Source organism: Pseudonocardia sulfidoxydans NBRC 16205 (assembly GCF_007989085.1).
Taxonomy (GTDB): Bacteria; Actinomycetota; Actinomycetes; order Mycobacteriales; family Pseudonocardiaceae; genus Pseudonocardia; species Pseudonocardia sulfidoxydans.
This window is the reverse complement of sequence record NZ_BJVJ01000014.1, coordinates 37,740-51,161: the sequence shown is the minus strand read 5'-3', so window position 1 is coordinate 51,161 and position 13,422 is coordinate 37,740. Positions and strand designations below refer to the sequence as shown.

The following is a 13,422-nucleotide window of genomic DNA, read 5'->3' as shown; positions in this document are numbered from 1 at the left end:
CGGCGCGGCGGCTTCGTGCCGGACGCGTCAGCCGACGATGTTGACCAGCCGGCCGGGCACCACGATCACCTTGCGCGGCTCACGGCCGTCGAGCAGCGCGGCGACCTTCTCGTCGGCCAGCGCGGCGGCCTGGACGCTCGCGGCGTCGGCCGCGGCCGGGACGGTGATGCGCGAACGGACCTTGCCGTTGTACTGGATCGGGTACTCGACGGTGTCGGCGACCAGGTAGCGCGCGTCGGCCACCGGGAACGACGCGTAGGCCAGCGACTCGTCGTGGCCCAGGATCGACCACAGCTCCTCGGCCACGTGCGGTGCCAGGGGCGCGAGCATGAGCACCAGCGGCTCGGCCGCGGCACGCGGCACCCCCGCACCCGCGTACGTCTTGGTCAGGTGGTTGTTCAGCTCGATCAGCTTGGCGGCGGCGGTGTTGTAGTGCAGCGCCGGGACGTCCTCGTGGACGCCCGCGATGGCCTTGTGCAGGGCGCGCAGCGTCTCCTCGTCCAGCGCGGCGTCGGTGACGCGGCACTCGCCGGTCTCCTCGTCGACCAGGTTGCGCCACACACGCTGCAGGAACCGCTGCGGACCGACGACGTCGCGCGTCGACCACGGCCGCGAGGCCTCCATCGGGCCGGTGTACATCTCGTAGAGCCGGAACGTGTCGGCGCCGTAGCGCTCGCACATCTCGTCGGGCGTCACGACGTTCTTGAGCGACTTGCCCATCTTCCCGTACTCACGGGTGACCGGCTCGTTGTTCCACGTGAAACCAGCGGTCCCGTCGGCGGCCTCCACCTCGACGACCTCCTCGGCCGGGACGTAGAGCCCGCGCGCGTCGGTGTAGGCGAAGGCCTGGATGTAGCCCTGGTTGAACAGCTTGCGGAACGGCTCCTCGCTGGTCACGTGGCCCAGGTCGAACAGGACCTTGTGCCAGAACCGCGAGTACAGCAGGTGCAGCACGGCGTGCTCGACGCCGCCGACGTACAGGTCGACACCTCCCGGATCGGCCGCGGAGCGCTGCAGGTCCTTGCCGACCCAGTACTTCTCGGCCTCCTCGGACACGAACCGCTCGTGGTTGTCCGGGTCGAGGTAGCGCAGGTAGTACCAGCAGGAGCCGGCCCACTGCGGCATCGTGTTCGTCTCGCGGCGGTAGGGCTTCGGCCCGTCGCCCAGGTCGAGCTCGACCTCCACCCACTCGGTCGCCCGCGACAGCGGCGGCTCCGGCTCGGTGTCGGCGGCGTCGGGGTCGTAGGTCTTGGGGGAGTAGTCGTCGACGTCGGGAAGCACGACGGGCAGCTGCGCGTCGGGCAGGGCGACGGGCCCGTGCTCGTCCCACACGACCGGGAACGGCTCGCCCCAGTAGCGCTGCCGGGAGAACAGCCAGTCGCGGAGCTTGTACTGGACGACGCCCTCGCCGAACCCCTTGCCCGCCAGCCAGTCGATGATCACGCGCTTGGCCTCGGCCACGGCCAGGCCGTTCAGGCTGACCTCGGTGTTGGCCGAGTTGATCGCCGGGCCGTCGCCGGTGAACGCCCCGCCGTCCTCGTCCTCCCAGCCCTCGCCCGGGTCGACGGTGCGCACGATCGGCAGCCCGAACGCCGTCGCGAAGTCCCAGTCGCGGGTGTCCTGCGCCGGGACGGCCATGATCGCGCCGGTGCCGTAGCCCATCAGCACGTAGTCGGCGACGAAGACCGGGACCTGCTCGCCGTTGACGGGGTTGGTCGCGTACGCGCCGGTGAAGACGCCGGTCTTGTCCTTGTTCTCCTGACGGTCCAGCTCCGTCTTGCGCGCGGCGGCGTCGCGGTAGGCCGCGACGGCGTCCGCGGGCGTGGCCGCACCGCCGGTCCACCGCGGGTCGACGTCGGTGGGCCAGGCCTCCGGGAGGAGCGAGGAGACCAGCGGGTGCTCCGGCGCCAGGACCATGTAGGTCGCGCCGAACAGCGTGTCGGGGCGTGTCGTGAAGACCTCGATGTCGCCCGCCGCGGAGGCGAACCGCACGCGCGCACCCTCGGACCGGCCGATCCAGTTGCGCTGCATGGCCTTCACCGACTCCGGCCAGTCCAGGCGGTCCAGGTCGGACACCAGCCGGTCGGAGTACGCGGTGATCCGCATCATCCACTGCTTGAGGTTGCGCCGGAAGACGGGATAGTTCCCGCGCTCGCTGCGGCCGTCGGCGGTGACCTCCTCGTTGGCCAGCACCGTGCCCAGCCCGGGGCACCAGTTCACCGGCGCCTCGGAGATGTAGGCCAGCCGGAACCCGTCGACGGCGGCACGCCGCTCGGCCTCCGACAGCTCGGCCCAGGCGCGGCCGTCGGGTGTGCGGCGCGCGCCGGACTCGAACTGCGCGACCAGCTCGGCGATCGGGCGGGCGCGGTCGGCGTCGACGTCGTACCAGGAGTTGAAGATCTGCAGGAAGATCCACTGCGTCCAGCGGTAGAACTCGACGTCGGTGGTCGCCACGGAACGCCGGTCGTCGTGGGCCAGGCCCAGCTGGCGCAGCTGCTCGCGGTAGCGCGCGATGTTGGCCTCGGTGGTGGTGCGCGGATGCGTGCCCGTCTGCACCGCGTACTGCTCGGCGGGCAGGCCGAACGCGTCGAAACCCATGGCGTGCAGCACGTTGTGCCCGGTCATCCGCAGGTAGCGGCCCAGCACGTCGGTGCCGATGAAGCCCAGCGGATGGCCGACGTGCAGCCCCGCGCCCGACGGGTACGGGAACATGTCGAGCAGGTAGACCTTCTTGCGCTCCGACCCGGGCTCGCCGGGGTTCGGGGCGCGGAACGTGCCCTCGGCCTCCCAGCGGTCCTGCCACTTGCGCTCGATGCGCCCGGCGAGTGCCGCGCCGTACCGGAACGGGGGCGCCCCGGCGTCGTCGGTGCGCTCCGCCGTGACGTCCGCGGTGGTGGTCTCCGTGCTCATGTCCGTCCGCTCAGCTCGAGTTACCTGACGGCCACGAAACGAGGCCCGCGGGACCGGGCCCGCGAGCGAGACGTCGGAGACCCCGGCCCGGGAGGGACGGGGGCCCGGCCGCGAGCGCCGGATCACTCCCGACGCGACCGCGTCGAAGCGGGCCATCTGCGACGACCAGCGTAACGCCGCTGGCCGAGGCCCCGCGAACGGGTTGGCCTACCCTGGACGGGTGCCTGTCGTCCTCAGCGTGGTCCTCGGCGCCGTCCTCCTGATCGTGGGGGTGGCGCTCGGCGCCGTCGCCGTGACCGGTTCCCGTGGGACGTTGCGCCGCAACCGGTTCGCGGGCGTCCGCACCGCTGCGACGCTGTCGTCGGAGCAGGCGTTCGCGGCGGCCAACCGGGTCGCCGCGCCGCTGGTCGGCGCCGCCGCGGTCGTCGCGATCGCCGGCGCGGCCGTCTCGCTGGCCCGTCCGGACGTGCTGCTGGGTGTGATCCTGCTCGTCGTGACGGTGCTCGGGGTGCTGGTGCTGGCCGGGATCGGCGGCGCGCTGGGCGACCGCGCGGCCCGCCTCGTCGAGGACGAGCCGGCCCCGTGCGCGGGCACGTGCGCGGGGTGCGACCTCATCGAGGGCTGCCGCCCCGCAGGGATCAGCTCCTAGTTCAGCCCGACCTCGGCGGGGAACGTCGCCAGCAGCGCGAGCGGCGTCCCCTGCCGGCGCAGCACCCGGCCCCACAGGTCGGTGTGCCGGCCGGTGATGACGTCGTCGGGCAGCCCGGGCACGACGAGCCAGTCACCGCGCTCGATCTCGCCGTCGAGCTGGCCCGAGTCCCAGCCGGAGTAGCCGGCGAACACCCGCAGCCCCCGCAGTGACGACTCCAGCGCGGCCGGGTCGGAGTCGAGGTCGACGAGCGCGACCGGGCTGTGCACCGTCACCACGCCGGGCAAGCCCGCCGTCGACACCCCGGTGCGCATCGCGGCCAGGCACAGCGCCGTCCGGGCGTCGACGGGACCGCCCACGAACACCGACCGGGGCGTCGACGCCAGGTTCTCCCACGCCGGCAGCACGTCGCGGACGACGACGTCACCGGGCCGGTTGAGCACGACGCCAAGGCTCCCGGAGTCGCGGTGCTCGACCATGTACACCACGGTCCTGCGGAAGTTCGGGTCCGACAGACCGGGCGAGGCGACGAGCAGCGTGCCCGGCGCGACGGGCACGGTCGAGCCTGCGGATCCGTCGCGGAGGTCCCTCACGGCACCATCGTCGCACCCGCACGGGGGCAGTAGCCTTCCGGTCGTGTCCTCGTCCTCCGCCCCCGCGACGGGGGACACCGCCACCTCCGCGAAGCGGGAGAAGGCCGGGCTCGCCCGACTGCTGCGCGCCTCCGGCTTCCGCCGGCTGCTCGGCGTCCGGTTCACCGCCCAGTTCGGCGACGGCATGTTCCAGGCCGCGCTCGGCGGGGCCGTGCTGTTCAACCCCGAACGGCAGGCCGATCCTCTCGCGGTGGCCGCCGGGCTCGCGGTGATCCTGCTGCCGTACTCGGTGATCGGGCCGTTCACCGGGGCGCTGCTCGACCGGTGGGACCGGCGCCGGGTGCTCGTCGTCGCGAACATCGTGCGCGCGTTCCTGGTGGCCGTCGTCGCGGTGCTGGTCGGGACCGGCGTCGACGGGGTGCCGCTGTACCTGGCGGCGTTGGCCGTGGCGGGTGCGAGCCGGTTCGTGCTGTCCGGGCTGTCGGCCGGGTTGCCCCACGTCGTCGAGCCCCGGCATCTGGTGGAGGCCAACACGATCGCGGCCACCCTCGGCGCGGCGACCGCCGCGATCGGCGGGGCCACCGCGATCGGGCTGCGCGCCGTCATCGGCTCCGGCGACGCGGGCTCGGCCGTCGTCACGACGATCGCGATGTTCGGCCCGCTGCTCGCCGCCCTGGTCGCGTCACGGTTCGTCCGCGGCCGCCTCGGGCCCGACCGGGTGGCGCCCGAGGAGGGCATCGCGCCGGCGACACCGGCGGCCGAGTCGTCGGCCACCCGGGTGGTGCTGCACGGCATGACCGACGGCCTGCGCGCCGTCGCGTCGACCCCCACGGTCGCGGCGTCGTTCGCGGCGCTGATGGCGCACCGGCTCGCGTTCGGCGTCGGCACCCTGGTGTCGTTGCTGCTGTTCCGCTACGCGTTCACCGACTCCGGCGTGCTGCGCGCCGGGATGACCGGTGTCGGCGAGGCCGTCGTCCTGGCCGCGATCGGGTTGGGTGTCGCGGCCCTGCTCACGCCGTGGCTCGTCCACCGGATCGGGCGGGCGACGACGGTCCGGATCGCGCTCGGGGTGTCGATGACCGCCCAGATCGCGCTGGCCGTGTTCCTGTCCCTGCCGGCGGTGCTCGCGGCGGCGTTCGCGCTGGCGGCGACGGGGCAGGTCGTGAAACTGTGCGCCGACACCGCCGTGCAGAGCGAGACCGGCGACGAGGTCCGGGGCCGCGTCTTCGCCCTCTACGACGCGCTGTTCAACATCAGCTACGTCCTCGCCATCACCGCGGCCGCGCTGCTCAGCCCACCCGACGGCCGCGCCCCCGCGCTGCTGGGGGCGGCCGCCGTCGTCTACGTCCTGGGGTTCGGGGCGCACGAACTGCTGCTGCGACGTCGCACCGCGGGCGCCGCCGCGAGGTCCTGACCCTCAGACGCCGTTCTCGGCGGCCCACGCCCGCAGCGCGGCGACCGCCTCGTCGTGCGCCAGCGGTCCGCGCTCCATCCGCAGCGCCAGCAGGTGCTTGTACGCCTTGCCGACGAGTGGTCCGGGCGGCAGCCCGAGCAGTTCCATGATCGCGTTCCCGTCGAGGTCGGGACGGATCGAGTCGAGCTCCTCCTGGGCGCGCAGCGCGGCGATCCGGTCCTCGAGGGAGTCGTAGCTGCGCTGCAGGGCCGCGGCCCGGCGCCGGTTGCGGGTCGTGCTGTCGGACCGGACGAGCTTGTGCAGGCGATCCAGCAGCGGCCCGGCGTCGGTGACGTAGCGGCGCACCGCCGAGTCGGTCCACTCGCCGTTGCCGTAGCCGTGGAAGCGCAGGTGCAGGAACACCAGCTGCGCCACCTCGTCGACGACGACCTTCGGGTAGCGCAGCTCGCGGAGCCGGCGGCGGACCATCTTGGCGCCGACGACCTCGTGGTGGTGGAAGCTGACCCGCCCGTCGGACTCCTTGCGCCGGGTGTCGGGCTTGCCGACGTCGTGCAGCAGCGCCGCGAGCCGCAGCACCAGGTCCGGCCCGTCGGTCTCGCGGTCGATCGCCTGCTCCAGAACGACCAGCGAGTGCGTGTAGACGTCCTTGTGCTGCATGTGCTCGTCGATCGCCAGCCGCATGGCCGGGACCTCGGGGACGACGTGGTCGGCCAGGCCGGTGTCGACCATCAGCTCGATCGCGCGCCGCGGGTGCGCGCCCACCATCAGCTTGGAGAACTCGGCCTGCACCCGCTCACGCGTGATCCGGGTGAGCTCACCCGCCATCTCCGTCATCGCGTCGACGACGCGCGGGGCCGGCGCGAACCCCAGCTGCGACACGAACCGGGCGCAGCGCAGCATCCGCAGCGGGTCGTCGGCGAACGACTCCTGCGGCGTCGCCGGCGTGTCGAGGGTCCCGGCCGCGAGCGCGGCGAGACCGCCGTGCGGGTCGACGAACCGGCGCTCCCCGCGCGGGGCGTGCACCTCGACGGCCATCGCGTTGACCGTGAAGTCGCGCCGGACCAGGTCGCCCTCGATCGAGTCGCCGAACCGGACGACCGGGTTGCGGCCGACGCGGTCGTAGGCGTCGGCACGGAACGTCGTGATCTCCAGGACGTGGTCGGCCCGGCGCGCGCCGAGGGTGCCGAACTCGATGCCGGTGTCCCAGACCGTGTCGGCCCAGCCGGTCAGCAGCGCCTTGATCTGCTCGGGGCGCGCGTCCGTGGTGAAGTCGAGGTCCTCGTTGCCCCGGCCGAGCAGGGCGTCGCGGACACTGCCGCCCACCAGGTAGAGCCGGTGGCCCGCCGCGCGGAACCGCTCACCGAGCTGGTCGGCGACAGCGGGGACGGCGAGCATTTCCACGAGGGCATTCTCCTGGGCGCGACGCAGGGCCGCGTCGTCCGAGCCGTCACCCGGCCGGGCGGGGGCGCCGGAGATCGCGTCGGCGCTCACCGTGGGGGTGGACGCCGACGAGCCGGGGATCAACAACGGGGAAGACACGGCGGGCCAGTCTAGGGGGCGGCCCGGGCACCGCTTCCGACGCCCGCGGTCGAGGTCCGGCCCGCCGCGTGACGTCGAGAAGCGGGCCGGACCTGCCCCCGCTCGATACCATCGGGCCATGTCCACCTCGCGCGGTCGCTCAGGAGGGCGCCGCGCGGCCCGCCCACCGGAGCGCAGGCGCCGGTTGCGCACGGTCGACGAGACCTCGGCGGGTGGTCTGGTCGTCGACCACGCGCTCAACGTCGCGGCGATCATCGGGCGGCTCGACCGCCGGGGCCGTCTGCTGTGGTCGTTGCCGAAAGGTCACATCGAGGCTGGTGAGACGGCCGAGCAGGCGGCGGTGCGCGAGGTCGAGGAGGAGACCGGCATCATCGGTCGGGTGGTCGCACCCCTGGGCACCATCGACTTCTGGTTCGTCGCGGAGGACCGGCGAGTGCACAAGACCGTGCACCACTTCCTCATGCGCGCGCTCGGTGGAGAGCTGTCGGATCTCGACGTCGAGGTGTCCGAGGTGGCGTGGGTGCCGCTCGGCGAGCTCGAGTCGCGCCTCGCCTATGCCGACGAGCGGCGGTTGATCCGCCGGGCCACGCAGTTGCTGGAGGAGTCGGCGTGAGGCCGGTCGCGGCCCTGGTCGCGATCGCGTTGCTCTTCCTGGCCGGCCCTTTCGCCGGATCGGCCACCGCGGCTCCCGGTGACGCTCCGGCCGCCTCGTTGCAGCTCGCGCTCGACCAGCTCACCCCCCGGGTCGTGACGTCCGACGGCCCGTCCGTCGTCACCGTCACGGGAACCGTCACCAACACGGGGTCCGTGCCCGTGGCGGGGCTCGCCGTGCGGCTGCAGCGCGGCGACCCGCTGCACACCGACTCCGACGCCGCCGCCGCACTCGAGGGCCGCGCCGGCACCGACGCCGTCTCGCCGAGCTTCGTCGACGTCCCGGGCACGCTCGAGCCCGGTGCGAGCATCTCCGTCCGGATCGACGCCCCGCTGCGCGCGACCGGCGGAACCGGCCTGGGCATCGACACCCCCGGCACCTACCCGCTGCTGGTCAACGTCAACGGCGAGCCCGACGGCCAGGCCCGCGCCCGGCTCGCGGCCACCCGGATGCTGCTGCCCGTCCTGTCGCTGCCGGCAGCGGTGGTCGACGGCGCGCTCTCCGAGGACGTCGGCGGCACGGTCCCCGGGACCGCGCGGCCGTTCACGATGCTCTACCCGATCGTCGACGTCCCGCACCGGCTGCCGGGCGTCCCCGGCGAGACGACGACGCTCACCGACGACGAGCTCGCGCGCTCGTTCGCCGAGGGCGGGCGGCTCAACGGGCTCGTCGGGGCTCTGGCCCAGCGGGCGCCGGTCGGCTCGACGCTGCGCACCGGGCTGTGCGTGGCCGTCGACCCCGACCTGCTGCAGACCGCGCAGGCGATGGCCGACGGCTACCAGGTCCGCGCCCCCGACGGGACGGTCAGCCCGGGGACGGGTGCCGACGCCGCGCGGGCCTGGCTCGCCGGCGTCACGGCGGCACTGCGCGGCAGCTGTGTCGTCGCCCTCCCGTTCGCCGACGCCGATCTCGTCGCACTGACGAGAAATGGCGACGAGGACGCCGCCGTCCGCGCCGTCGAAGCAGGTCGCGAGGTCGCGGGCGACATCCTCGACACCCCGCTGCAGAACTCGCTGCTCTGGCCCGCCGACGGCGTCATCGACGACGCGACGCTCTCCGCCCTCGCCGGACCGGAACGCGTCGGCGGCCTCGTCCTGTCCTCCGCCGCCGTCACCCAGGCCGGCCGCACCGGCGTCGTCGCCCTCGACGACGGCCCCGGCGCCGCACTCGCCGACGACCTCCTCACCTCCGCCGCCACCCCGGCCGACGCACCCGCCACCGCGGGCGGGCCCGTCACCAGCTCACCGGCGGCGGTCTCCACCCCGCTGTCGACGCAGGACCTCATCGGTGCACTCGCGTTCCGGGCCACCTCGTCGCCGGGACAGGGCCCGTCGTCACCGGTCCTGCTCGCCCCGCCCCACCTCTGGGGTGCCGAGGGGACCGGCGCCGACGCCCTGCTGTCCGCGATCTCGCTGATGACCGACCGCGGCCTGCTCGAGCCCCGCGCCCTCACCACCAGCGGCGCGACGACCCGCCCGACGTCGCTGCTCTACCCGATCGGCGCGGGCGCCGCCGAGGTCCCCGCCTCCGTGGTCGACCGCACCCGCGGCCTCGTCGGCGACATCGACGCCGTCGCGACCGCCGCCGTCGCCGACCCCGGCGCCGACGTCACCCCCGACGACGTGTTCGTCCCGCTGCGCCGCGCGATGCTGCGCCCCGTCTCGGCCGCCTGGCGTGGCCGGCCGGTGCTCGCCACCCGCGCCGCCGATCTCGCGTCCACCCGTCTCGACGAGCTGCGCGCCACCGTCCGCGTCCTCGAACCGCCCGGCCCCTACTCGCTCGGCACCTCCGACGCCCCGCTGCTGATGACGGTGTCCAACGGCCTGCCGGTGGCCCTCGACGTGCGCATCGTCATCGCCAGCACCGCGGGCCTGCAGGTCGCCCCCATCCCCGACCAGCGCATCCCACCGCTCGGGCGCATCCAGGTACGGGTCAGCGCGCAGGTCGTGCGTGCCGGCCAGTTCGCCGTCGACGCCATCGTCCAGACCCCGCGCGGTGACGACCTGGGCCCGCCGACGCGGCTGCAGGTCCGCTCCACCGCGTACGGCACCGTCACGGTGTGGCTGACCGTGATCGCCGGTGCCCTGCTCGTCCTGCTCGTGATCCGCCGGATCGTGCGCCGTGCGCGGGACCGCTCGGGACCCCCGGACGGCCCCGCCGACGGTCCCGGCGACGGCCCGGGCCCCGGGCCGGGCGGGCCGCCGGCGCCGGGGGAGCGGCGGCCGTCACCGCCGGAACCTGCGGGAACCGGACCCACCGTCCCGATCAGGACAGAGTGACGAGAACCCCCGATCCGGCGGCCGCGGCGGGGAATCGCCCCCGACGCGCCCGGTCCGGCTGTTCCCCGCAGGCGCCCACCCTGTCGTAGTCTGGCCGCCGGGGGAATGTGACCGGGCGTGAAGCCGCGGCCGGTGGGGGGAGGCGTCGCTGGTGAGCGGGCAGACGAAGGGGCGGCCCGTGTCCACGCGCACCGTGACCGCGACCGTCCCCGCACAGCCGAGCGGACCGTCCGACGAGGCCGCTCCCGGCGCGGACGGCGTGCCCGACGCGCCCGTGGCGGACGACGCACCCGTGATGGGCGAAGCGCCCGTGGGTGACGTGGCCACCGACGCCGGCAGCACCCTCGCGGGCCGCTACCGGCTGCGCGAGAAACTCGGCTCCGAGCCCGCCGCCGGCGCCGAGTTCTGGACCGCCGAGGACACCGTCCTGCGCCGCGACGTCGCCGTCACCCTGCTGCGCCGGCTCGCCGCCGACCCCGACTCCGACGACCCCGAGGGCACCGCCCGCGCCGGCGAGATGATCGTCCGCGCCCTGCGCACCGGCAGCTTCGAACACCACGGCGCCGCCCGCCTGCTCGACGTCCTCGCCCCCGGCGGGGCCTCCCTGCCGCCCGACGTCCTCGGCGCCGCCGTCAGCGAGTGGTGCGGCGGCCGCGGGCTCGCCGAGGTCCTCGCCGACGGCATGATCCGGCCCCTCACCGCCGCCCGGATGGTCGAGCTCCTCGCCGAGGCCGCCGCCGCCGCGCACCGGCACGGCCTCGTCCTCGGCTGCGACCACCCCCAGCGCGTCCGCATCGGCACCGAAGGCCGCGCCCAGCTCACCTTCGTCCTCGCCCGCCCCGACGTCACGCCCGACGACGACGTCCGCGGCCTCGGCGCCGTCCTCTACGCCCTGCTCACCGGTCGCTGGCCCCTCTCCAACGCCGACGCCGCCCGCGCCGGGATGCCCGCCGCCGACCGCAAGGTCGGCGGCGACCCCGACGGCCGCGTCCTCCCACCCTCGGAGGTCCGGCCCGGCGTCCCCGTCGCGCTCGACGCCGTCGTCCTCGGCGCCCTGGCCCGCGACGGTTCCGCCCAACGCGTCCGCACCGCTGCCGCCGTACACCGGATGCTCGCCGAGATCGTCTCCGAGGACGACAAGAACGCCCTCTTCCCGCCGGTGCACGACGGCCTGCCGCCCGAGCCCGGCGACGTCTGGCAGGACTCCTCGCGGCGCAAGCCACCCGCCGACCGCGACCGCCGCCGCAAGCTCATGATCGGCCTCGGCGCGCTCGCCGTCGGCGTGGTCGTCGTGCTCGGCTACCTCGGCCTGGTCCTCGGCTCCGTGTTCGGCGACTCCTCCGGGGCACCGAAGATCGTCGTCAACGCGCCCGTCGCCACCGGTGGAGCCGTCGCCGGCGGAGGCCCGCCGCAACCCCAGGCCGCCACCAGCGCCGTCGCCGCCGCCGGCGTCGAGGTCTACGACACCACCGACGACCCCGACAACTCCGGCCGCATCTCCCGCGTCATCGACGGCAACCCGCAGACCAGCTGGCGGACCTACGCCTACCGCCAGCAGTTCCCCGTGCTCAAGCCCGGCGTCGGGATCATGGTGTCGTTCGCGTCGGCCGTGCAGCTGTCCAGCCTGACGATCAACTCACCCAGCGACGGCACCGTCGTCCAGATCCGGTCGGCGCCGTCGGCCGACTCCGACTTCGACGACACCGTCCCGATCGCCGACACCACCCTGACCTCGGGGATCACGCCGATCTCGCTCTCCGAGAGCCAGCCCGTGCAGCACGTGCTCATCTGGATCACCAAGCTCGGCAAGGACAACGGACAGAACTTGACCGAGATCAACGAGGTCACGTTCGAGCGCGCCGGGGTCTGACCGTTCGCAGCGTGTGACCGTTCGCAGCGCCTGACCGTTCGCAGCTGTTGACGGTTCCCGGCGAACTGCCGCGGGGGAGCGCGCGTGCTTCGTAGCGTGCGCGCGTGTCCGCACCGGCCCTCGACGACGCGACCCTCGTCGCGGCCCATCGCGAGGGCGACGCGCAGGCGTTCGAGGAGCTCGTCCGTCGCCACGGCGACCGGCTCTGGGCCGTGGCCCTGCAGGTGCTGCGCAACGCCGACGACGCCCGCGACGCGGTCCAGGAAGCCCTGCTCACCGCTTTTCGTCGACTTGACGGATACCGTGGCGACGCGGCGCTGAGCACCTGGCTGCACCGCATACTCGTCAACGTCTGCATCGACCGGATCCGCCGCGACCACCGCCGCCCCGCCGAACCCTGGCCCGAGCACGACGTCGCCGACCGTCGCCCCGACCCCTCCCACACCGCCACCACCCGGATCGACGTCGTCGCGGCGCTGGCGATGCTCCCCGACGAACAGCGGACCGTCATCGAGCTCGTCGACGTGCAGGGCCACCCCGTCGCCGACGCGGCCCGCCTCCTCGACATCCCCACCGGAACCGTGAAGAGCCGCTGCGCCCGCGGCCGGCTGCGGCTCGCCGAACTGCTGGGCCACCTGCGCGAGGAGTACCAGTGACCGACCGCCTCCACCTCGCCGCGCTCTGGGACGGCCCGCCCTGCGCCGGGGAGGACTGCTCCTGCCCCCGGTGCGTCGCGGCCCTCGACGACCCGTCCGCCGCCGCGGTCCTCGCGGCGCTCGACGCGACCCGCCGCGACCTCGCCACGCTCTCCGCGTCCCGCCCCTCGCCGTCGATCGACACTCCCTCGGTGCCGTCGGCGCCCGCTGCGCCCTCGATGCCCGCTGCGCCCTCGATGCCCGCTGCGCCCTCGATGCCCGCTGCACCCTCGATGCCCGCGGACCTGCGGGCCGACATCCTCGCGGCCGCCGACGCGCTCCGTCGTGACGCCGGGTCCTCGCCGCCGGACACCCTCCTGTCCCGCGTAGACCTGGGGCCCGCCCGCAGACGGCGGCGGGCAGACCGCCGCACTGCCGCCCGTCCTGCCGAGCACTCGGGCAGTCGTGGGGCGCGAGCCGGCAGTCGTGGGGCAAGGCCCGGCCGGCGCCCGCACCGCCCGTCCCGCGTGGTGCTGGCGGCCGTGCTCGCGGCGGCGGCCGCCGTCGTCGCGATCGTCGGCCGGCCGATCGTCGCGCCGACCTCCCCGCCGACGGACCGGCACGCCCTCGTCGGCACCCCCGGGGCCGGCCACGGACCCCTCGACGACCCGGCACGCCAGGCCGACTGCCTCGCCGCCGTCGACATCCCGCCCGTCACCGCACTCGCGACCCGGGACGCCGCCGTCGACGGCACCCCCGGTGTCCTGCTCGTCCTGCCCACCGGGACGGTCGGCACGTACCGCGTGCTCGTCGTCGACACCGCCTGCACGCGCGTCCTCGCCGACCACACCCTCGGCCGGTGACCCGCATCGCCCCTGACC

General features: G+C 74.6%; 10 protein-coding genes. 7 read left to right on the top strand and 3 right to left on the bottom strand.

The features are described 5' to 3' along the window. Positions 1-27: 27 nt before the first annotated feature. Positions 28-2,910: a leucine--tRNA ligase gene (gene leuS / locus PSU4_RS09675; protein WP_147105199.1), complete on the bottom strand. Its 2,883-nt coding sequence runs from the start codon at positions 2,908-2,910 to the stop codon at positions 28-30. Positions 2,911-3,130: 220 nt separating this feature from the next. Here leuS and PSU4_RS09670 point away from each other — a divergent pair, with 220 nt between their 5' ends. Next, positions 3,131-3,559, top strand: a complete 429-nt coding sequence (locus PSU4_RS09670) for an SdpI family protein (RefSeq protein ID WP_186816848.1) — start codon at positions 3,131-3,133, stop codon at positions 3,557-3,559. Here the strand turns inward: PSU4_RS09670 and PSU4_RS09665 are convergent. Beyond that, a complete protein-coding gene (locus PSU4_RS09665) occupies positions 3,556-4,152 on the bottom strand; it encodes a YqgE/AlgH family protein (RefSeq protein ID WP_246115024.1) in 597 nt (198 codons plus the stop codon). The genes PSU4_RS09670 and PSU4_RS09665 overlap by 4 nt on opposite strands. 43 nt (positions 4,153-4,195) lie before the next feature. Here PSU4_RS09665 and PSU4_RS09660 point away from each other — a divergent pair, with 43 nt between their 5' ends. Further along, positions 4,196-5,566, top strand: coding sequence for an MFS transporter (locus PSU4_RS09660; protein WP_147105193.1), 1,371 nt, complete (start codon positions 4,196-4,198; stop codon positions 5,564-5,566). A 3-nt stretch (positions 5,567-5,569) separates the two neighbouring features. Here PSU4_RS09660 and PSU4_RS09655 read toward each other — a convergent pair whose 3' ends face one another. Further along, positions 5,570-6,961, bottom strand: a complete 1,392-nt coding sequence (locus tag PSU4_RS09655) for a CCA tRNA nucleotidyltransferase (protein WP_246115034.1) — start codon at positions 6,959-6,961, stop codon at positions 5,570-5,572. Positions 6,962-7,223: 262 nt separating this feature from the next. Between PSU4_RS09655 and PSU4_RS09650 the strand changes: the two genes are divergently transcribed. From PSU4_RS09650 to PSU4_RS09630, 5 genes are all read left to right on the top strand, one after another. After that, positions 7,224-7,718 carry an NUDIX hydrolase gene (locus PSU4_RS09650; protein ID WP_147105187.1) on the top strand — a complete coding sequence of 165 codons (495 nt, stop codon included), beginning with the start codon at positions 7,224-7,226 and terminating at the stop codon, positions 7,716-7,718. Then, the gene (locus PSU4_RS09645; RefSeq protein ID WP_147105183.1) at positions 7,715-10,036 is read left to right on the top strand and encodes a DUF6049 family protein; all 2,322 of its coding nucleotides are present in this window, start codon (positions 7,715-7,717) and stop codon (positions 10,034-10,036) included. The genes PSU4_RS09650 and PSU4_RS09645 overlap by 4 nt, the downstream gene beginning before the upstream one ends. 178 nt (positions 10,037-10,214) lie before the next feature. Then, positions 10,215-11,906 (top strand): protein kinase family protein, encoded by a 1,692-nt coding sequence (locus PSU4_RS09640; RefSeq protein WP_246115023.1) that lies wholly within the window; start codon positions 10,215-10,217, stop codon positions 11,904-11,906. A 104-nt stretch (positions 11,907-12,010) separates the two neighbouring features. After that, complete coding sequence (sigM, locus tag PSU4_RS09635) at positions 12,011-12,562, top strand: RNA polymerase sigma factor SigM (RefSeq protein ID WP_147105177.1); 552 nt, start codon at positions 12,011-12,013, stop codon at positions 12,560-12,562. Further along, entirely contained in the window at positions 12,559-13,404 is an 846-nt protein-coding gene (locus tag PSU4_RS09630) for an RsmA family anti-sigma factor (protein ID WP_147105174.1), read from the top strand. The genes sigM and PSU4_RS09630 overlap by 4 nt, the downstream gene beginning before the upstream one ends. Positions 13,405-13,422: the final 18 nt, after the last annotated feature.